The sequence below is a fragment of the Enterobacter cloacae complex sp. ECL352 genome (assembly GCF_020149545.1).
Lineage (GTDB): Bacteria > Pseudomonadota > Gammaproteobacteria > Enterobacterales > Enterobacteriaceae > Enterobacter > Enterobacter asburiae_B.
The window spans coordinates 4,417,667-4,438,481 of the sequence record NZ_CP083709.1; the positions used below are offsets into that span (position 1 = coordinate 4,417,667).

Sequence of the window (20,815 nt, forward strand, 5' to 3'; positions counted from 1 at the left end):
CTTTCAAAATTAACGCCGGTTCCGTTATTCTGGCTCTTATTGTGAGTTGATTATTCCAGGGAAAAGTATGGGGCTGGTGATCAAAGCCGCACTGGGCGCGCTGGTGGTGTTACTGATTGGCATTCTGGCAAAAACGAAAAACTACTACATTGCCGGGCTAATCCCGCTGTTTCCGACCTTTGCGCTAATTGCTCACTATATTGTGGCTTCTGAGCGGGGTACGGAAGCGTTACGCACGACCATCGTGTTTGGCATGTGGTCTATCATTCCGTATTTTCTCTACCTGCTTTCGCTGTGGTATTTCACCGGTTTTCTGCGTCTTCCCCTGGCGCTGAGCGGGGCGGTGGTCTGCTGGGGACTCAGCGCCTGGGTGCTAATTTTCTTCTGGAGCCGCTTTCACTAGCGCAGCGGGCGCCCGCCGTCCACGGCAAAGGTTCTGCCCGTGACGTAGCAGCTGGTGAGCAGGTAATCCACGAGGTCGATCACCTCTTTCTCGCCCGGCGCGATTTTCATGAGCGACTTATTCAGCGCCTGCTGGCGATACTCCGCATCATCGTTTTCGTTAAACAAAATCATCGCCGGGGCGATGGCGTTTACCTTCACCTCGGGCGCGAGCTTGCGGGCGAACGAGCGCGTCATATTATCCAGTGCGGCTTTACTGGCCGCGTAGGCGATGTGCTTGTCGCTGCCGCGCTCCACCACATAATCGGTGAAGTGAATAATATCGCCGGCCGCGTGCCCATGGCCGCGCAGCAGATCCTGCAGAGCGTGGTTAAGCAGGTAAGGCGCATTGACGTGGATCTGCAGCATGGCGGAGAGCGTTTCGCTGAGTGACGTACCGGGTTTTTCGGCTCGCCATGCGCTGGCGTTATGGATCACGGCGCGCAGTCCCGTCGTGGTGGCTTTTACCTTTTCCGCGAAAGCCAGAATGCCTTCATCGGTCGAAAAATCAGCCTGAATGCAGACCGCCCCGGCTTTGCGTAACCCTTCAATCGACGGGTATTCCGTACGGTAGCTGACAATGACCGGATGGCGAAGGTTGAGAAAGTGATGGGCGAGGGCGAGGCCGATACGGCGGCCTCCACCGGTAATCAGTATTGGGCGAAGCGGTGCATTTCCCATCGTATTCTCCTTTACAGTTCAACAATGGGAAAGGCGATGCTATCCCATTAACATCCAGGTTGCCGGTAGGGCAGCAACCAGTAACAATCCAATTAAGGCCATCTCACGGCGCTTCAGCGCGTTCTCCAGCTGATGCGTGCGGCGGGCGTAGATAAACACCAGCAGACCCGGTGCGTACAGCACTACCGACAGCAGCAGATGCATAGGCCCGGAAGCATACAACAACCACAGGCCGTAAATACAGGCTCCGACACCCACGACATAATGCGCCGGGCGTGTGGCAATTTTTAACAGATACGCACCTACTAGGAAATAGGGTACCAGAATCATCTCCGAGGCGATGGTCAGCAGGGTGTTATAGTCTGAACCTGTGAGCCAGATCAGCACCAGACAGACCTGAACGCTGATGTTGGTTAGCCAGAGTGAGGCCGACGGCGCGCTGTTTTGGTTTTGACGGGCGAACAGGCGTGGAAACGCCTTGTGCGTCGCGGCCAGGAACGGCACTTCAGCCGCCATGATGGTCCAGCTCAGGTAAGCGCCGCAGACGGAGACAATCAGCCCTGCGGCAATCACCACGTCGCCCCAGGGGCCGAGCATTTTCACCATCAGGCCCGCCATTGACGGGTTACGCATTTCAGCCAGCTCAGGACGTGCCACCACGCCCAGCGACAGCAGCGTGACCAGCAGATAGACCCCCAGCGCGGCCAGAACTGCCAGCAGCGTGGCGCGGCCCACATCGCGTTTATTCCTGGCCCGGGCAGAAACCACGACCGCGCCTTCAACGCCGATGAACACCCACAGGGTAATCAGCATCGTGTTTTTCACCTGCTCCCAGACGGGCACGCCCAGCGCAACGCCGCTGAAATCAAGCTTGAAAACGTCCATACGGAACGCAATAAAGGCCAGAACGATAAACAGGCCGAGCGGAACCAGTTTCGCCAGCGTCGCCACCAGGTTGATGCTGGCGGCCGTTTGTACGCCACGCAACACCAGCCAGTGGACGAACCACAGCAACACCGAGGCGCCCACAATAGACTGCCAGGTATTTCCATCGCCAAAGAGGCCCAGCTCAGGCGTATCGGTAAAGAAACTGAGCGCCGAGAAGACGATCACCAGGTAGGAGACGTTGGCGATAACGGCACATAGCCAGTATCCCCACGCGGAACAGAAGCCAATCAGCTCGCCGAAACCTTCACGCGCATAGGTGAAAATGCCGCCGTCAAGATCCGGACGAATGCGGGTGAGCAGCAGCATGGCGAAGGCCAGCAGCAGTATGCCGACACCCGTAATGCCCCAGCCAATGATGAGCGCGGATGGGCTGGCAACGGCCGCCATATTTTGCGGCAAACTGAATACGCCTGCACCCAGCATTGAGCTTAAAACGAGTGCAGTCAGAGCACTCAGGCCAAGTTTCTTTTCCATTGGCTTCCTGTTATGAAAGGTCAAAATCCAGAATAATTATTTCGCTCAGGCGCATAAAAATGGTGGATCACACTAAGGCGCGGAATTTTACGGAGTGTAACGAATGCATGCAATGACGTGAGGCAGAAATTCAAAAAAAGTAACAAAAAAAGGCGGCATTGCGCCGCCTTTCGTCAACGATGTTGTTACTTGTACAGATCGGCGCTGATGGTCACATTGTTACCACGTTCCTGCCACTGGCGGGTGATGTGGTAGTACTTCGCCCCTTTCTTCGCCGCACGCTTCGCGACCTGGTAAGAGACTTCCGTCATGTTGCCGTAGTTGCCGGTAAACTTGATGCTGTCGAACGGCACCATCTGCGCTGCAGTGGCGTTGTTCAGCTCTTCAATTTTGGTACCGTCAGGCAGCGTAACGGAGTAACGGCCACCTTTCGTGGACTGCGTTTCGAAGAAACGTCCCACTTCAGCGCTTGGGGCAGCCGTCGTTGCTACGCCTGGAATTTCAACTTTCTTCGCTGCTTCGCCGCCTTTCGCTATCGCCGCGCGACCTGCTTCTGAATTCGCCGGGATGGCATCCGGGCTCTGCAGAACACGTTTTTTCGCATCTTTTTTATAGATGAACGCGGTAATACGCTGGTTGCCACCCTGGTTAGCATCGACCTGACGCACGATGAAGAAAGAGTAGGCCCCTTTCTCTTTCGCGGCTTTGGTGATGGCATCGTTCACTTCAGGCTGGCTGCGATAGAAGCCCTGAACGGTGACGGTGTCGTATGGTTCCAGCTCAATCGCCTGATCTTTCGGCAGTTCAACAACACCGTTGATCACGCGGTTTTTCGGTGCGTCAGCTTTTGGCGCATTGTCTTTGAACAGCGCGATGGTCACGCGCAGGTTACCGCTGTTGCCGTAATCGGACTGGTCAACGACATAAAACGAGGCCGCCCCGTTTTTATCAGCGGCTTTTGATGCAGCGGCGACAGCGTCGCCAATAGAATTATAACGACCCACAATGACCGTATGGTCAAAAGGTTTTAACGCTGCCGCTTGCTCCGGCGTTAACTCTGTTGCGGCATTCGCAGACAGGGCGGTCGCGGAAAGAAGTGCGGACGCCAGGAGTGTGTTCTTAAGCTTCATAAAAATGATCCTTCGCCTTGCGCAAACCATGTACTGGTATTGTTGTTAATTTGAGACGGTCCCGATTATTGCATTTAAAACCCGTCGCTGTCTGCGCCATTTTTCACTGCCTGTGCTTACTGAATCACCGAATTCGATAACATTTAGTGATATGTTGAAAAAACACGCGTTTGACAAGTAAAACTGATAAAGCATATGACTTTTACAAGTTAATTTAATGTTAATAAGTTGTTCTGTCATGGCGCTATATCATGTTTTTACCGCTTCGCTTGCGCGATTTATAGGTTCTGGCAGTGAATTTAAGGTAAATATCACTGTCAGTGACGCCGATCGCTTATTTTTCACAGATAAAGTAAGAAATAGTGTTTTCTGGCGGTAGATCACGGGCGCTATTTTCAGTAGGTTATAGACAGTTTGTTACTGTTTTATTTTCCGGGGTTAATCATCTCTCGTCGCTCGCGCGATGGCGAAAATTGATACAAACCGCGGGCATTTATCGATAAACCATCATCAAAAACCGATGGAAGGGAAAACTATGCGTATTGGGGTACCAAAAGAACGGTTAGCCAATGAAACCCGCGTAGCGGCAACACCGAAAACGGTGGAGCAACTGCTTAAACTGGGTTTTACGGTCGCGGTTGAAAGCGGCGCGGGCAAACTGGCGAGTTTCGATGACGAGGCCTTTATCCAGGCTGGCGCGGAAGTGGTCGACGGTGCTGACGTCTGGCAGTCGCCGGTGATTCTGAAGGTCAACGCACCGGAAGAGAGTGAGATTGCGTTGCTGAATCCGGGAACAACCCTGGTGAGCTTCATCTGGCCTGCGCAAAACCCGGAGCTGATGGAGAAGCTGGCGGCCCGCGGCGTGACCGTGATGGCAATGGACTCCGTGCCGCGCATTTCGCGCGCGCAGTCGCTGGATGCCTTAAGCTCCATGGCAAACATTGCCGGCTACCGCGCCATTGTTGAAGCGGCCCACGAGTTTGGTCGCTTCTTTACCGGTCAAATCACCGCCGCGGGTAAAGTCCCTCCGGCGAAAGTGATGGTGATTGGCGCAGGCGTGGCGGGCCTTGCCGCAATCGGTGCGGCAAACAGCCTGGGCGCTATCGTACGCGCTTTTGACACCCGTCCTGAAGTAAAGGAACAGGTCCAGAGTATGGGCGCCGAATTCCTTGAGCTGGACTTCAAGGAAGAAGCAGGCAGCGGCGATGGTTACGCGAAGGTAATGTCCGAAGCCTTCATCAAAGCCGAAATGGAACTCTTCGCCGCTCAGGCGAAAGATGTCGACATTATTGTCACCACCGCGCTTATCCCGGGTAAACCGGCGCCGAAGCTGATCACCCGTGAGATGGTTGACTCCATGAAGCCGGGCAGCGTGATTGTCGACCTGGCCGCCCAAAACGGCGGTAACTGTGAATATACCGTTCCAAATCAGGTAACCACGACCGCTAACGGCGTGAAGGTGATCGGCTATACCGATCTGCCGGGCCGTCTGCCAACGCAGTCTTCTCAGCTCTACGGCACTAACCTCGTTAACCTGCTGAAGCTGCTTTGCAAAGAGAAAGACGGCAACGTCACGGTTGATTTCGACGATGTGGTGGTGCGCGGCGTCACGGTGGTCCGTGAAGGTGAAATTACCTGGCCTGCGCCGCCTATTCAGGTTTCTGCTCAGCCTCAGGCGGCAACGAAAGCGGCACCTGAGCCAAAAGAACCCGCCAAACCCGCTTCTCCATGGCGCAAATACGCGATCATGGCGCTGGTGATTATTCTGTTCGGCTGGCTGGCTGACGTCGCACCAAAAGAGTTCCTCGGCCACTTTACCGTCTTCGCGCTCTCCTGCGTCGTGGGCTACTACGTGGTGTGGAACGTCTCCCATGCGCTGCATACGCCGCTGATGTCGGTAACTAACGCCATCTCCGGGATCATCGTGGTGGGGGCGTTACTGCAGATTGGTCACGGCGGCTGGATCAGCTTCCTGAGCTTTATCGCGGTGCTGATCGCCAGTATCAATATTTTCGGTGGTTTCACCGTGACTCAGCGCATGCTGAAAATGTTTCGTAAAGGCTAAGGGGTAGCATATGTCTGGAGGATTAGTGACAGCTGCATATATTGTTGCTGCAATCCTGTTTATTTTCAGTCTGGCGGGGCTTTCCAAACACGAAACGTCTCAGCAGGGGAATAACTTTGGTATCGCCGGGATGGCGATTGCGCTGATTGCCACCATCTTCGGGCCGGATACCGGCAACGTGGCGTGGATCCTGGTAGCGATGATCATCGGCGGCGCGATTGGTATTCGCCTGGCAAAACGCGTTGAAATGACCGAGATGCCGGAGCTGGTTGCCATTCTGCACAGCTTCGTGGGTCTGGCTGCAGTGCTGGTGGGCTTCAACAGCTACCTGTATCACGAACCGGGTCTGGAACCGATTCTGGTGAACATCCACCTGACGGAAGTGTTCCTCGGTATCTTCATCGGTGCGGTGACCTTCACCGGCTCCATTGTGGCGTTCGGCAAGCTGCGCGGGAAGATCTCCTCTAAACCGCTGATGCTGCCAAACCGTCATAAGCTGAATCTGGCGGCGCTGGTGGTGTCGTTTGTATTGCTGGTGGTCTTCGTGCGTACCGAAAGCGTCGGCCTGCAGGTACTGGCGTTGCTGGTAATGACCATCATCGCGCTGGCGTTTGGCTGGCACCTGGTGGCGTCCATCGGCGGTGCGGATATGCCGGTGGTTGTCTCGATGCTGAACTCCTACTCCGGTTGGGCGGCAGCGGCGGCAGGCTTTATGCTGAGCAACGACCTGCTGATCGTCACCGGTGCGCTGGTGGGTTCTTCCGGTGCGATCCTGTCTTACATCATGTGTAAGGCGATGAACCGCTCGTTCATCAGCGTCATCGCCGGTGGTTTCGGGACCGATGGATCTTCTTCCAGTGCGGATGAAGAAGTGGGTGAGCACCGTGAAATTTCTGCGGAAGATACCGCAGACATGCTGAAAAACTCGCATTCCGTGATCATCACTCCGGGCTACGGCATGGCGGTGGCGCAGGCGCAGTATCCGGTTGCGGAAATCACCGAGAAGCTGCGCGCGCGTGGCATCAAGGTTCGCTTTGGTATTCACCCGGTGGCAGGGCGCCTGCCTGGCCACATGAACGTGCTGCTGGCGGAAGCGAAAGTGCCTTACGACATCGTGCTGGAAATGGATGAGATCAACGATGATTTCGCCGACACCGACACCGTGCTGGTTATTGGTGCTAACGATACCGTTAACCCTGCGGCGCAGGACGATCCGGGTAGCCCAATCGCAGGTATGCCTGTTCTCGAAGTGTGGAAGGCGCAGAACGTGATCGTCTTCAAACGCTCCATGAATACCGGCTATGCCGGGGTTCAGAACCCGCTGTTCTTCAAAGAGAACACCCACATGCTGTTTGGCGATGCCAAAGCCAGCGTGGATGCGATTCTGAAAGCGCTGTAAGTTGCGTTGAAACGAAAAAACCGCCGAATTCGGCGGTTTTTTTATTGCCGGGTGGCGCTGACGCTTACCCGGCCTACGGTTTTGTTGGCCCGGCAAGCCTGCGCCGCCTGGCGTCAGGCGTTAATCGTCTTCAGGATCGTCCAGCTCAACCGGCGTCTGATACTCATCCGGCTTAATGACCAGCAGGTCGCAGCGCAGATGGTCGATCACCTGTTCGGCGGTATTGCCGAGGAAGGCGGCAGAAATACCGGTTCGGCCAATGGTGCCCAGCACCACAATCCCCGCCTGCAGGTGTTCCGCCAGGTCCGGGATCACCTCTTCAGGCAGCCCTTTTTCCACGTGAGTCATTTTCTCATCGATGCTGAATTTCTGGCGCAGCGCTTTCATGGCCAGCAGATGCTGACCGCGGATCGCGTCGTTGTACACGCTCGGGTCAAATTCAGGGAGCTCAATAGCAATGTTAATCGGGGTGACCGGATAGGCGCCAACCAGATGCACTTCGGTATGATTCACCTGATCGGCAAGCTGGATGGTCTCCTTCACCAGCTTCTCGTTCAGCGAATTGTGGTAATCCTCTTCGCTCGCGAGGTTTACCGCCACAACGGCTTTCCCGCCTTCAGGCCACGGCTGGTCTTTCACCATCCAGACCGGGCAAGGGCATTTGCGCAGCAAGTGCCAGTCGGTCGGAGTGAAGATCACGGATTCCAGCTTGTCGTGCTGGTGCGCCATCTTCAGCAGCAGGTCGTGCCCACCGGCGACAATTTCCTGGATGATGGCTTCGAAAGGTCGGTTATGCCAGACCACTTTAATATCAATGGGCACGCCCGCTTCCAGGTAATACTTCGCCTGTTCACGGATCCACGCGGTACGCTGGCTGATGACGCCCTGACGCATAGCGGTGCGCTCGTCAGGCGACAGAAGGGTGGTCATCTCATACGAGAAGTCATAGATCGGCAAAAACGCTTTGATTTTGCCACCAATCCGTTGATGTAAATACACAGCACGTCGTAATGCCGGCTGATCGTCCTGATTCGGATCGATAGCTACCAGCATGTTTTGATACTTGGCCATACAGGTCTCCTTACTACTGTCACCACAGTCTGTAATTAAAAGAGTAACCTATATATCCTGAATGAAACAGAGGGGAGGTTTTGCCAGATCAATAATTCATGAAAATTTATCAGAGGAAAAGTACCGTCGTCGTCACCGCGATAAACGCAATAAACAGCAGCACCATCACCGCTATCGCAAAGGTCGTGGAATCCTGGACGTAGGTTTTTTCTTCCCCCTTCATCGGGCCGACAAGCATGATCCAGATGAAGATAAAGGTCACAGAGGCAATCACGACTGAAACGAAAAACAAACTTTCTCTCAATTCATAACCTCAACGAGAACCTTTCGGGCGCTGTGTGGGGACGTGCTACGGTGAAAATTTCTTGAAACGGAAGTGATTACACCAGACCAATAAATCACAAGAATTTATGGTCTGGTCATCAACATGCGGAGAGTTACGCCACGTTGCGGGCGTGCCCGGCAAGAACGGCAAGCGCTTCACCGTTTTCGATAGTGATGTATTTACCTTTAACGGCCAGCATCCCGCTTTTCTGGAAACGGCCCAGCAGACGGCTGATGGTTTCCACGGTCAGACCCAGGTAGTTGCCGATATCGCCACGCGTCATCGTCAGACGGAATTCACGCGGCGAGAAGCCACGCTCGGCGAAGCGGCGGGAGAGGTTGTAGATAAACGCGGCCAGGCGCTCTTCTGCGTTCTTTTTAGAAAGCAGCAGAATCATGTCCTGATCGCCTTTGATCTCACCGCTCATCAGACGCATCATCTGCTGACGCAGGTTAGGCATCTTACCGGACAGATCGTCCAGGGTTTCAAACGGGATTTCGCAAACCATTGAGGTTTCGAGTGCCTGAGCAAAGCTCGGGTGATGGCCCGTGCCGATGGCATCAAAGCCCACCAGGTCACCCGCCAGATGGAAGCCGGTGATCTGCTCATCACCCTGTTCGGTGATGGTGTAGCTTTTGATGGTGCCAGAACGGATAGCATAGAGCGATTTCAGTTCGTCTCCCGCTTTAAACAGCGTCTGCCCTTTCTGAATAGGCTTTTTGCGCTCGATGATATTATCAAGCTGATCGAGTTCATGCTCATTCAGGGTAAACGGGATACAGAGCTGGCTGATGCTGCAATCCTGGCAATGGATAGCACAACCGCCAGACTGAATGCGTCGTATAATTCGCTTTTCCGGGATCATAGGTTTGCTCAAGCCTTAATTGATATTGGTCAATTTTAACATCTTTTTGGTAAGTACGTAAGCCTGACAAACCCTCAATAAGGACAAGAGACGGCAACGTGTCGCCATCTTCTTGAAATTCCACAGCTTGATTATGGATTTTTAGCCTAACCGGTAGAAAATTAAGCACAAAAAGCCTGGGAGCTAGAGCAGGAGATACCCTTCGTGACGCAGTAACCACTCTTTGCGCTGCACGCCGCCGGCATAGCCTGTCATGGTACCGTTGCGGCCAATGACGCGATGGCAGGGCACCACGATGCTGACCGGGTTAGAGCCGTTGGCGGCACCCACCGCGCGTGCGGCCCCCGCGCGGCCTAGCTGTTCCGCGAGCTGGCCGTAATGCATCACCTGCCCGCACGGAATCGACCGCAGCGCCTGCCACACCTCGCGCTGAAAAGGCGTGCCTGCCGTGGCGGTCGGCAGAGTATCAATGATGCTGAGATCGCCTTCGAAATAGGCCGCAAGCTTGTCGCTCAGCCCGCCCGGGTTGGTGGCGCGGATACGTTCATACCCCTGCGAGCGGTAGTGAACATTGAGCAGTTCTTCCATCCGGTCGCTGTGCTCTTCCCATTCGACGGCGCGCAGGCAGAACTGCTCGTCCGCGATCACCCACAGCGGCCCGAGCGGCGTCGCAATCTTATCTTCGAGTAATCTCAGCATCCTCATTCCTTTAGTTCAGCCTCGGGTAAATCCCCGGCCCAATCGGCAGGCCGACAAGATACCATGCCACCAGCATCACCAGCCATACCCCTAAAAAGATAAGCGGGTAGGGTAAAACCAGCGAATAGTAGGTACCCAGTTTGGCCTCGGGTTTATAGCGCTGCAGGAAGCCTAAAAACAGCGGAACAAACGGCGAAACCGGCGCCAGCGGAATCACCGAGGAGTCCGCGATGCGGAACAGGATCTGGGCAAACGCAGGATGAAAACCCAGCATCATAAACATCGGTACGAAGATCGGGGCCAGAATCGACCAGATGGCGGAGCCGCTGGCGATAAACATGCACAGCAGGGATGACAGCAGCGCCAGGCCGACAAACGCCGGTACGCCGCTTAGCCCGGCCGCCTCCAGCGCGTCGGTCAGGCCCACGGCCATAAACTTGCCCATATTGCTCCAGTTAAACATCGCCACAAACTGCGCCAGCGGGAACACCATCACGATAAAGCCCGCCATCTCCTTCATCGGCTCGATCATCAGCTGCGGCAGATCGCCCTGACGGCGGATCTTACCGGTCGCGATACCGTAGGCGAGCGAAACGACAAAGAAGAAGAGGATAATCAGCGGCACGATGCCCTGAATAAACGGCGACGGCAGGATGGTATGTTTAACCGGATCGCGCAATATACCGTTTTCCGGCACCACCATCAGCGCCACCAGCGCGATAAAGGCCAGCGAGACAACGCCCGCCACGCGCAGGCCGAAGCGCTGCTCTTTGCTCAGGGTTTCCAGCTTTTCATCGCTACGGCCTTCCCATTTACCCAGCCGCGGCTCGATGATTTTATCGGTAATCAGCCCGCCGACAATCGTCAGGACAATCACTGAGCTCGCCATAAAGTACCAGTTGTCGATCACGCTGACGTGCATGGCCGTATCAATGGTCTTCGCCGCCTCCGTGCTGATGCCAGAGAGCAGCACGTCGGTGGTGACGATCAGCAGGTTAGCGGTAAATCCGCAGCCCACGCCCGCAATCGCCGACAGCAGGCCTGCCACGGGATGACGCCCGACGGCGAGGAAAATCAGCGCCCCCATCGGCGGCATGATCACCAGCGCGGCGTCGGAGGAGATATGGCTGAAGAAGGCGATAAACAGCACCATATAGCTCGCGTAACGCGCGCTGACGTGAGAAGCCATCTTCACCATTAATGCGGGCAGCAAGCCCACGCGTTCAGCCAGCCCGGCGCCCAAAACCAGCGCCAGAATGGCGCCCAGCGGGGCGAAGCCGCTGAAGTTTTTGATGACGTTGGGTAAAAACCAGTGCAGCCCGTCAACGCTGAGCAGGTTTTTCACCGCCACCAGGCTGCCGTCAGCCGGGCTGCGCACGCTCACGTCAAAGGCGGAGAGCACGGCGGTGGCGACCATTAAAATCACAATCAGATAGATAAACAGCAGGAAAGGGTGCGGCACTTTATTGCCGATCCTTTCAACCCAGCCATAGAGCTTACCGGATGGGGAATGCGAAGGTATGGATGACATACTCATGGGCGTTCCTCGGGAGTGTTGTGTTGTTGTGTTGTGTTTTTTTATTTTAAAGGTGACGGTGTCACGCCCTGTGGGATCGGACACACGTACGGTTTTTCTTGTATTTGTTGTTCGAACTCTTCACGGCATTTTTTCAGCAGCGCCGCGTCCTGCAGCAGATTGAGCGCGGTTGCGCCCATCACTTTTCCGGCCAGCAGCATGCCTTTGTGGGCAATGGAGGTACGGCCCTGCGCCACCAGCTGCCAGGTGTGCAGCGGCGTGCCGACGGTAAAGCAAGGGCTGAAGCACTGGGCGACCGGCATTTTCCAGCTGACGTCGCCCACGTCGGTTGAACCCGCCAGCACGTTGTCGGTGATGGCATAGGGCGCGACTTCATCCACCAGCAGCGTCTCCTGATGGCGCCGGGCAAAGGCTTTACCCGCGTCACCGCCCGTCGCGGCAATATTTTTCAGGCTGTTTTGCAGATCGTTGGGCGTCAGGGTGGCGCGGATCTCGCGGGCGAAGGCGCGTTCCTCCTCCGTCCAGAGCGGCGTGCCGTAGTGCTGCAACGCGCGATACATCGCCGCTTCAAGCGTGCGGTTCGGCAGGTAGCTGGAGCAGGCTTTATCAAAGCGGCACTCGACGGTGGTTTCGGTCATCATCGCCGCGCCCTGGGCGATTTTTTCGATGCGTTCGTAGATCTGCTGCGCATCGGCCATCTCCGGGGCGCGGATCAGGTACAGCACCTCCGCCTGCGCCTGCACCACGTTGGGCGAAATCCCGCCGGTGTCGGTGATGGCGTAATGGACGCGCGCTTTCTCAATGATGTGTTCGTTGAGGAAGTTTGTGCCGGTGGTCATCAGCGTCACGGCGTCAAGCGCGCTGCGTCCCAGATGGGGGGAGTTGGCCGCGTGTGCCGCCACGCCGTGAAAACGCCAGGCGGCCTGAATATTCGCCAGCGTGCTGACGTTAAACATCCCGGCGAAGGCTTCCGGATGCCAGGTGACGGCGGCATCGACGTCATCAAACAGGCCTTCGCGCACCATAAAGGTTTTCCCGGAGCCACCTTCCTCGCCGGGACAGCCATAAAAACGCACCGTTCCGCTGCCGCCGTGCTGCTCCAGCCAGCTTTTCACCGCCACCGCGCCCGCAAGCGCCGCGGTGCCTAAGAGGTTATGCCCGCAGCCGTGGCCGTTGGCTCCCGGCGTGGCGGATTGCGCCGTCGCGCAGTGCGCCTGCTGGCTTAGCCCGGCCAGCGCGTCGTATTCGCCCAGCAGGGCGATGACCGGTTTCCCGCTGCCGAAGCTGGCGATAAAGGCATTTGGAATACCGCCGGCCTCGCGCGTCAGCGTGAAGCCCTCGGCCTCAAGCTCGCTGGCGAGCCGCTCGGCGGACCAGAACTCTTCAAAGCGGGTTTCAGGACGATCCCAGATCGCGTCGGCAATATCGGTTAACGTCCGACATCGCGTGTCGATCGCATCGGCAATAAAAGCGTAGTTCTCCTGCATTACACACCTCGCGTCCACGGGAAATTGAGCGCAGTTCGCGCCAGCGTTTCAATGGCAATCGCCATGACCTGCTCATCGAAGTCGAATTTTTCGTTGTGATGTCCGGCGCTCAAATCCGTGCCGAACACCATATAGGACGCCATGCCGCCGTTCTCCTGCACGCGGGCCATCATCAGCGTGGCGTCTTCGGAACCCGCTGGCGCTTTCACCTTGTCGATGGCGTGAATAACCCCGGAAACCTGGCTCGCCTGTTCGCGCAGGTAATCCACCCACGCCGGTGTCGGCGCGCTGGACGTCGCGGCCCCCATCAGGCGCATCTCAGCGCGCACGCCGTAGAGCGCCGCTGCGCCGGTAATGACCGCCTGCGCGCGTTCAAAGACGTACTGATTAATCGCTTCGCTTTCACCGCGGGTTTCAACCTTTATCAGAGCATTCGCGGGCACCACGTTGCGTCCGCTGCCCGCCTGCATCACCCCGACGTTCACCCGGGAGGCGCCGTCGCTGTGCGGGGCGATGCTGTGCAGGGCGAGGGCGGCCTGCGCGGCGGCGAGCAGGGCGTTACGTCCGTCCTCCGGCTTACCGCCCGCGTGTGCGGCAACGCCGGTAAAGTTCACGTCGAACTTGGTGGTGGCCATAAAGTTATCGCTGCCGCAAATCACCGTTCCGGCAGGGACGCCGGTACCAATATGGATGGCCGTAAAATAGTCCACGTCGTCCAGCGCCCCGGCGGCAACCATGGCGCGCGCCCCGCGGGTGCCTTCTTCGGCTGGCTGGAAGATCAGCTTGATGGTGCCGTTGAGCTGTGCGTCATTCTGCTTAAGCACCTGCGCCAGCCCCAGACCAATAGCGGTGTGGCCGTCGTGCGCGCAGGCGTGCATCATGCCCGCGTTGCAGGAGGCAAACCCGTCGCGGAACGGGCGATGGCTTTCATCCAGCGCTTCGCTTAAGTCAAGGGCATCCATGTCGACGCGAAACGCCAGGGTCGGTCCAGGGCGGCCGGTATTGAGGGTCGCCACAATGCCGGTAAACCCGCCTTCAAACGGCGCCAGCCATTTCTCAGGCGCGCCCTGCGCCCGCGCGCGGGCAAACTCTTGCGCCAGGGTAGCGGCATCGGGCAGCCCCATCCGGCTTTCGGCATCGACGACGTCGCGGCCCATCGCCAGTTCGTAGCCCAGCGAGTCGAGGATTTCCGCGACTTTCGCGGCCGTTCGAAACTCTACCCAGCCGGATTCCGCAAAATGGTGAAAATCGCGACGCCATGCGCTCAGCTGCGGGGATAGTGTCTGGATGTACTGCGCCAGTGTGTCCATATCTGTTCCTGTCATCATTAAAATATGTGAACTGCTTCACGCTGTGATAGATTTTACTTATCACTAACCGATTTTTCACAGTTTTAACCGTTCAGGAATTACCCTCGCACATCCCTTTCCATTAAGGTAGATGACAGTTTCTTTACTCTGATAAACAACGGTTATCGGTCGGGCTATGACATTCCAGATTAAATTTCATCAAATCCGGGCGTTTGTTGAGGTAGCGCGTCAGGGCAGCATTCGCGGTGCCAGCAGGACGCTGAATCTTTCCCAGCCGGCGCTGACCAAATCCATCAAAGAGCTGGAGGAGGGCATGGCGGCGCAGCTTTTCGTGCGCAGGAGTAAGGGCGTCGCGTTGACCGAATGCGGTGAGGGTTTTTACCAGCGTGCCAGGTTGATTCTGGAAGAGCTGCGCGCGGCGCAGGATGACATCCGTCAGCGGCAGGGTGAGCTGGCCGGGCAGATCAACATCGGGATGGGGGCCAGCGTTTCACGCACGCTGATGCCCGCCGTTATCACCCGCTTTCATGCGCAGCATCCGCAGGTCAAGGTGCGGATTATGGAAGGGCAGCTGGTATCGATGATCAATGAATTACGCCAGGGCGAGCTGGACTTCACCATCAACACCTATTATCAGGGACCTTACGACCAGGAATTTACGTTTGAAAAGCTCTTCGAAAAACCGTTTGCGGTATTTTGTCGGGAGGGGCATCCGGCAATGGGGGCAACGTCAATTAATGAGCTCCTGCATTATAACTGGACAATGCCGACGCCGCGGGGAAGTTATTATAAGCAATTAGAGGAGGTATTTAGTCATCGTTCGCAAATACCGCGAATTGGTGTGGTTTGCGAAACATTTTCTTCCTGTATTAGCCTGGTCGCGCAAAGTGATTTTTTAAGCATATTGCCGCAGGAGCTAGGCTGTGACCCGCTGCTGGCACACCGTCTGGTCATGCTGCCGGTTGTCGAATCGCTTCCTAAAGCAACCTATTATTTAATTCAGCGCCGTGATTCACGTCAGACGCCCCTTGCTGAGTCATTAATTACGCAGTTCAGAAGGGAAGCGAGAAAAATAATCGTCGCGTGAAATGCAGATTAAAAAAAACAGGATCTGCCCGACATCAGACAGACCCTATAGTACACACAGCAGTGCGTCCTTTCGCCAATCCTGGGTATTATTTCCATGAGGCAGGTATATTTAGGTATAACACCTTTTCTGAAAAATGAAAGGCGGGCGAGTGATTGATTTCACGAAATTTTAACATAAATCACGTATTTTACCTTTGCTGAAATTTTAGTTAAGTCTGATTTAAATCTATTTAATAATTACTATATATATTCATCAGGTTAATATTATTACCGCGCATTGCCCCGTAACGGTGATTGAGGCCGGTCTCTGGCGCAGGTATAGTACAGCCCTCGGATGTAGCCGGAGGATGTCCATGAACCCTGACGACAAATCATTTTTTCTTGACGCCATGGAAGATGTCCAGCCCCTGAAGCGCTGCGCGGATATTCACTGGCAGCCCAGCCGCAATACGCGGACGCGCGAGGAGGTGGATAGCGAACAGCTGGATAACTTCCTGACGCTGGATTTTCTTGACATGCTTCCCCTGGAAGAACCGCTGGCGTTCCAGCGCGAAGGGGTACAGCAGGGCGTTATCGATAAGCTGCGCTCGGGGAAATATGCCCGCCAGGCCAGCTTAAACCTCCTGCGCCAGCCCGCCGAACGCTGCCGTCAGATGCTCTATTCTTTTATTCGCCAGGCCGGACGCGACGGGTTACGCAATCTGATTATCATTCACGGGAAAGGGCGCGAGCAGAACTCGCATCCCAATGTGGTGCGCAGCTATCTGGCGCGCTGGTTAACCGAGTTCGAGGAAGTGCAGGCCTTCTGCGCGGCGCTGCCGCATCACGGCGGCAGCGGGGCATGTTATGTTTCACTGCGAAAATCGGATGAGGCAAAACGGGAAAACTGGGAGCGGCACGCCAAGCGCAGCCGCTAGCGGGCGATCTCCTCGCCCGCCGGTGACTCAGAACGTTTCCCAGTTGCTGTCGGTGGAGGCGGTTGTCGTTGCCGGGCGCAGCAGCTGTGGCGTTTTCAGACTGGCCGGGCGCGGGGCGACCGCTTTTTCTTTGCCGTTCAGGCGAAACGCGGCTACCGCCTGGCGCAGCTGCTCGGACTGATCTTCCAGTGCCGCAGCCGCCGTGGCGGACTCCTGCACCAGCGCGGCGTTTTGCTGCGTCACGCTGTCCATCTGCGAAACGGCCAGGCTCACCTGCTCAATACCGCGGCTCTGCTCGTCAGAGGCTGATGAAATCTCACCCATGATATCGGTCACGCGGGTGACGGCGGCGACAATTTCCTTCATGGTGGTGCCAGCCTCGCTAACCTGCTCAGAACCGGTATTCACCCGGCTGACGGAGTTCTCGATAAGCCCTTTGATCTCTTTCGCCGCCTGCGCGCTGCGGCTCGCCAGCGTACGGACTTCACCTGCAACAACCGCAAAACCACGGCCCTGTTCCCCGGCGCGTGCTGCTTCCACCGCGGCGTTAAGCGCCAGAATGTTGGTCTGGAACGCGATGCTGTCGATCACGCCGGTAATATGCGCAATTTGCTGCGAACTGTCGGCGATTTCGTTCATGGTGCGAACCACGTTATCCACGACGTGACCGCCGCGCGCGGCCGTTTCAGAGGCGTTTTTCGCCAGCAGCGTGGCCTGACGGGCGTTATCGGAGTTCTGCTTAACCGTCGCGGTCAGCTCTTCCATGCTGGCGGCGGTCTCTTCGAGCGAGGCGGCCTGCTGCTCGGTGCGGGCGGAAAGATCGTTGCTTCCTGCGGCAATTTCGCCTGCGCCGGTGTAGATGGAATCCGTACTTCCCCGTACGGCGCTGACGGTGGTCACCAGCGACTGCTGCATCTCATGCAGGCCCGCGGCCAGCTGGCCCATCTCATTGCGACCGGAGATAGCGATCTCCTGCGTCAGGTCACCCCCTGCAATGGCGCGAATATGGTTCATAATGGAGTGGAGGGGTTTTAACAGCAGGTGTTGTAAACCCTGCCAGATGACCACCAGAACCGCGATAACGGCCAGCAGAATCGCCGCCAGCGTCCACTGCATCTGCGTGAAGCTGCTCTGGTTCTCTTCGGTTGCGGCCTTCAGCAGGGTGTTGTTTTCGGCGCGCCAGCGGTTATAAACCGCCTCCATCTCGTCCTGCGCCTGCTGGGCGTCCAGATCGCCATAGGCCTGATAGTTGTCGGCACGCAGATACTCAATCGATAGGCGCATCACTTCGTGCATCTGGTTCCAGGACTTCTGCATCTCGTCGGTTAATGCCGCCTCCTGGCCGTTAACCTGCGGCAGCTTCTGCCACTCTTTGTTATAGGTTTCGGCTTTTGCCAGCGAGTCGGCTGCGGTGCCAAGCAGTTTATTGATCGCCGCAAGGGAAGCCGGATCGCGCTGGTTTTTCAGGTAGCGGATCGCCACCCGGGTGACGGTGACGCGCGTTTTCACCAGCGTGTTCACGCTGTCGCTCAGGCTTTCCTGCTGGGCATTGAGCACGCCGGAATTCTGGAAGTTATGGCGATCGTTGCTGACGGCAGAGTAGAACAACCCTCCCGTGACAACTTGCAACAGACAGAATATGGTGAGGGCAAAGATAATACCGGTAATCACGTGCAAATTTTTCAGCATAGCGGTCGTCCGTTAGAAAGGATGCAGAGGTACACCAATACTATCGTCGTATAGAATTTAAACTTTAATTTAACTCGCGCTTAACTAAGGGCTCCGGTGAGGAACCTGTTGTAAATCCGGATCATTTTTATGAGGAAGGTTAACATGAGCAGCATTGATAAAAGCGGGACGTACGCGCTCGGGACGCGGACGGTAAAACGACTGGGCTACGGTGCGATGCAGCTCGCCGGGCCGGGCGTCTTTGGTCCACCGAAGGATAAGCAGGCCGCGCTGGACGTGCTGCGCGAAGCGGCGGCGGCGGGGGTGAACCACATTGATACCAGTGATTTTTATGGTCCTCATGTCACTAACCAGCTGATCCGCGAGGCGCTTCACCCTTATCGGGACGATCTAACGCTCGTCACCAAGATTGGCGCCCGTCGCAACGACAAAGGTGCCTGGCTACCGGCCTTTTCCGCGCAGGAACTGACCCAGGCGGTGCATGACAACCTGCGTAATCTGCAGCTGGACGTGCTGGACGTGGTGAATCTCAGAATCATGTTTAGCGCGCACGGGCCGGCGGAAGGGTCAATTGCTGAACCGCTCTCCACCCTGGCCGAATTACAGCAGCAGGGGCTGGTGCGTCATATTGGCCTGAGCAACGTCACGGCCACCCAGGTTGCGGAAGCCCAGAAAATGGTTCCGGTGGTGTGCGTGCAGAACATGTACAACATTGTGAACCGGGGTGACGACGCGCTGGTGGATCTGCTGGCGCAGCAGGGGATCGCGTATGTGCCGTTCTTCCCATTGGGAGGCTTTACGCCACTGCAATCTTCCGGGCTGAAGGCCGTCGCGGATTCACTGGGCGCCACGCCAATGCAGGTTGCGCTGGCATGGCTGCTGCAGCGTTCCCCGAATATTCTGCTGATCCCAGGCACCTCTTCCGTAGCGCATCTGCGGCAAAACCTCGCGGCGGGGGAGCTGCGTTTGCCGCCTGAAGCACTGGAAACGCTGAATTCGCTGAGGGATTAAAAGTGACACGCGCAAAGCCTGGAGGGTGCTTCCGGCTTTGCGCGCTTAGGCTCCTGTCTGACTTTTCTGCCTGTGAAGCGCTAACGCTTCCGCCACAATCTCCTGCTTGCTCTTACGCGTCTCAAAGGCGGTGGTTCTGATGTACTCCATCAGATCGGGATCGATGCGGGCGCTCAGCATCCTGAGATCGGCCTCCTTTGCCAGACCGCGTGCAACACGCTTGTCTGGATAGTCACGGGCTGGCATTGAAAATATTCTCCAGTAAGTCTTGTTAATTCGTGCCGTAAAATATGCTTTTATCTGACTTAAAAGTCAACATGTAGTTATTGCATAGTGATGTTATTTTTTATAAGTCATAAACTAGATGACTTTTATATGACTTGTGCTGTCAGGCCTGTTAACGGCGGGCAACGTTGCTAAATTAAAACCGCTCAAACTTCAACGCGTTTGGGTTCGCCTTTGGAAATGACCTTGATCCTTGTCCATAATCCGTAATACTGTATTTATATACAGTACCTGGCGAGAAAGGCATTATGGACACTCTCTTTTCTTATCACCCAAAACAAGACATTGAATTACCTTTGTTTTTAGAACGCGTTGCCTGTGGTTTCCCCAGCCCGGCGCAGGATTATGTGGAGGATCGTCTCGATCTTAACCGGCTGGCAGTCAGACACCCCAGTGCGACCTATTTTATCAAGGTGAGTGGAGACTCCATGATTGGGGCGGGGATCGGCGACGGCGATCTGCTGGTGGTCGATCGTTCGTTAAATGCCGAACACGGGGATATCGTCGTGGCGTCGGTCGCCGGTGAGTTTACGGTGAAAGAGCTACAGACCCGTCCGGTTCTGAGACTTCTGCCGCATAATGCCCGCTATCAGCCGATTACCTTTCAGTCTGAAGAGGAGCTGCAGATCTTCGGCGTCGTCACCCACACGCTCAAAACGCATAAACATGTTCGCGCTGGTTGATGTGAATAGCTTTTACGCCTCCTGCGAGCGGGTCTTCCGCCCCGATCTGCAGGGGAAACCCATCGTGGTGGTGTCCAATAACGACGGCTGCATCATTTCGCTGTCGCGGGAGGCAAAGCAGTTCGGCATAAAAATGGGTGAGCCGTATTTTAAATTCAAAGAAAAGCTATATCCGTCAAAAGTTTACGTCTTTAGCTCGAACTATGCGCTGTATGCCGATCTCAGCAGTCGGGTCATGCAGACGCTGACCGATCTCGCCCCGGCAATAGAGATTTACTCCATCGATGAAGCGTTCGTGAACGTTTCAGGGGTCAGCCACTGCCTGTCGCTGGAAGCGTTCGGTCACCAGATGCGCACAGAGGTCTTTAAAAATACGGGCCTAACCGTTGGCGTCGGTATTGCCCCGACCAAAACCCTTGCATTATACAGTGATCAAGTTTTTTGTGATTTTTTTTGAATGATGAGAACTTTCACATGAGCTAGCAGCATATGTAGCTCCGTACTGTGAGATCATCAGCTGGTATTGAGAAAACCTGCATGAAACGCATGGCGCAGCTGCTGGCCCACGCCGTAAACAGGCTGGAGTATTTGCCCGGGGACTCCTTGGCAGTATCTTCATGCTGCTCGATTTGGGTGACAAATACCGTAGTCAGTTTTTTCCCCTTATGGATCCATGTTAACTATTATTTTTTATTAGGTTTAACAATAT

19 protein-coding genes and 1 pseudogene are annotated in these 20,815 nt (G+C 55.9%); 8 read left to right on the forward strand and 12 right to left on the reverse strand.

What is annotated here, in order from left to right; translation table 11 throughout:
* The first annotated feature begins 67 nt into the window (after positions 1–67).
* On the forward strand, positions 68–403 hold the full coding sequence (locus LBF07_RS21865) for a GlpM family protein (protein ID WP_028017326.1): 336 nt from the start codon (positions 68–70) through the stop codon (positions 401–403).
* Here the strand turns inward: LBF07_RS21865 and folM are convergent.
* The 3 genes from folM to ydgH all read right to left on the reverse strand — a co-directional run bounded on the left by folM (position 400) and on the right by ydgH (position 3,674).
* Positions 400–1,122, reverse strand: coding sequence for a dihydromonapterin reductase (gene folM / locus LBF07_RS21870; RefSeq protein ID WP_033145346.1), 723 nt, complete (start codon positions 1,120–1,122; stop codon positions 400–402). The genes LBF07_RS21865 and folM overlap by 4 nt on opposite strands.
* A gap of 39 nt (positions 1,123–1,161) precedes the next feature.
* The gene (locus LBF07_RS21875) at positions 1,162–2,544 is read right to left on the reverse strand and encodes an amino acid permease (RefSeq protein WP_094935362.1); all 1,383 of its coding nucleotides are present in this window, start codon (positions 2,542–2,544) and stop codon (positions 1,162–1,164) included.
* 185 nt (positions 2,545–2,729) lie between these two features.
* Positions 2,730–3,674, reverse strand: coding sequence for a DUF1471 family protein YdgH (gene ydgH, locus LBF07_RS21880; RefSeq protein ID WP_033145347.1), 945 nt, complete (start codon positions 3,672–3,674; stop codon positions 2,730–2,732).
* Positions 3,675–4,209: 535 nt separating this feature from the next.
* Between ydgH and pntA the strand changes: the two genes are divergently transcribed.
* The gene (pntA, locus tag LBF07_RS21885; protein WP_023311474.1) at positions 4,210–5,739 is read left to right on the forward strand and encodes a Re/Si-specific NAD(P)(+) transhydrogenase subunit alpha; all 1,530 of its coding nucleotides are present in this window, start codon (positions 4,210–4,212) and stop codon (positions 5,737–5,739) included.
* Positions 5,740–5,749: 10 nt separating this feature from the next.
* Positions 5,750–7,138: a Re/Si-specific NAD(P)(+) transhydrogenase subunit beta gene (pntB, locus tag LBF07_RS21890; RefSeq protein ID WP_032668239.1), complete on the forward strand. Its 1,389-nt coding sequence runs from the start codon at positions 5,750–5,752 to the stop codon at positions 7,136–7,138.
* A 120-nt stretch (positions 7,139–7,258) separates the two neighbouring features.
* On the opposite strand, the gene uspE is transcribed toward pntB, so the two are convergent.
* The 7 genes from uspE to LBF07_RS21925 form a co-directional block, all read right to left on the reverse strand.
* Positions 7,259–8,209: a universal stress protein UspE gene (gene uspE / locus LBF07_RS21895; protein ID WP_023335478.1), complete on the reverse strand. Its 951-nt coding sequence runs from the start codon at positions 8,207–8,209 to the stop codon at positions 7,259–7,261.
* Positions 8,210–8,318: 109 nt separating this feature from the next.
* Positions 8,319–8,501: a hypothetical protein gene (locus tag LBF07_RS21900; RefSeq protein WP_014883604.1), complete on the reverse strand. Its 183-nt coding sequence runs from the start codon at positions 8,499–8,501 to the stop codon at positions 8,319–8,321.
* A gap of 145 nt (positions 8,502–8,646) precedes the next feature.
* Entirely contained in the window at positions 8,647–9,399 is a 753-nt protein-coding gene (fnr, locus tag LBF07_RS21905; protein ID WP_006174991.1) for a fumarate/nitrate reduction transcriptional regulator Fnr, read from the reverse strand.
* Between the two features lie 183 nt (positions 9,400–9,582).
* Positions 9,583–10,098: a methylated-DNA--[protein]-cysteine S-methyltransferase gene (gene ogt, locus LBF07_RS21910; protein WP_039262722.1), complete on the reverse strand. Its 516-nt coding sequence runs from the start codon at positions 10,096–10,098 to the stop codon at positions 9,583–9,585.
* Between the two features lie 10 nt (positions 10,099–10,108).
* Entirely contained in the window at positions 10,109–11,635 is a 1,527-nt protein-coding gene (abgT, locus tag LBF07_RS21915; RefSeq protein WP_094935361.1) for a p-aminobenzoyl-glutamate transporter, read from the reverse strand.
* Positions 11,636–11,676: 41 nt separating this feature from the next.
* Complete coding sequence (locus LBF07_RS21920) at positions 11,677–13,122, reverse strand: M20 family metallopeptidase (RefSeq protein ID WP_045888968.1); 1,446 nt, start codon at positions 13,120–13,122, stop codon at positions 11,677–11,679.
* A complete protein-coding gene (locus tag LBF07_RS21925; protein ID WP_094935360.1) occupies positions 13,122–14,432 on the reverse strand; it encodes a M20 family metallo-hydrolase in 1,311 nt (436 codons plus the stop codon). Before LBF07_RS21925 ends, LBF07_RS21920 begins: the two co-directional genes overlap by 1 nt.
* Positions 14,433–14,607: 175 nt before the next feature.
* Here LBF07_RS21925 and LBF07_RS21930 point away from each other — a divergent pair, with 175 nt between their 5' ends.
* The gene (locus LBF07_RS21930; RefSeq protein ID WP_069302720.1) at positions 14,608–15,519 is read left to right on the forward strand and encodes a LysR family transcriptional regulator; all 912 of its coding nucleotides are present in this window, start codon (positions 14,608–14,610) and stop codon (positions 15,517–15,519) included.
* Between the two features lie 355 nt (positions 15,520–15,874).
* On the forward strand, positions 15,875–16,438 hold the full coding sequence (gene smrA / locus LBF07_RS21935; protein ID WP_094935359.1) for a DNA endonuclease SmrA: 564 nt from the start codon (positions 15,875–15,877) through the stop codon (positions 16,436–16,438).
* A 27-nt stretch (positions 16,439–16,465) separates the two neighbouring features.
* On the opposite strand, the gene LBF07_RS21940 is transcribed toward smrA, so the two are convergent.
* Complete coding sequence (locus LBF07_RS21940; protein ID WP_069302722.1) at positions 16,466–18,127, reverse strand: methyl-accepting chemotaxis protein; 1,662 nt, start codon at positions 18,125–18,127, stop codon at positions 16,466–16,468.
* A 144-nt stretch (positions 18,128–18,271) separates the two neighbouring features.
* On the opposite strand from LBF07_RS21940, the gene LBF07_RS21945 reads away from it, so the two are divergent.
* Complete coding sequence (locus LBF07_RS21945) at positions 18,272–19,138, forward strand: aldo/keto reductase family oxidoreductase (protein ID WP_094935358.1); 867 nt, start codon at positions 18,272–18,274, stop codon at positions 19,136–19,138.
* Between the two features lie 45 nt (positions 19,139–19,183).
* Here LBF07_RS21945 and LBF07_RS21950 read toward each other — a convergent pair whose 3' ends face one another.
* Positions 19,184–19,384: a hypothetical protein gene (locus LBF07_RS21950; RefSeq protein WP_023311485.1), complete on the reverse strand. Its 201-nt coding sequence runs from the start codon at positions 19,382–19,384 to the stop codon at positions 19,184–19,186.
* Positions 19,385–19,671: 287 nt separating this feature from the next.
* Between LBF07_RS21950 and umuD the strand changes: the two genes are divergently transcribed.
* Positions 19,672–20,106 carry a translesion error-prone DNA polymerase V autoproteolytic subunit gene (umuD, locus tag LBF07_RS21955; protein ID WP_029740280.1) on the forward strand — a complete coding sequence of 145 codons (435 nt, stop codon included), beginning with the start codon at positions 19,672–19,674 and terminating at the stop codon, positions 20,104–20,106.
* A pseudogene (locus LBF07_RS21960) lies at positions 20,090–20,527 on the forward strand (DNA polymerase V subunit UmuC); the annotation flags it as partial. The gene umuD and the pseudogene LBF07_RS21960, both read left to right, overlap by 17 nt.
* Positions 20,528–20,815 lie beyond the last annotated feature (288 nt).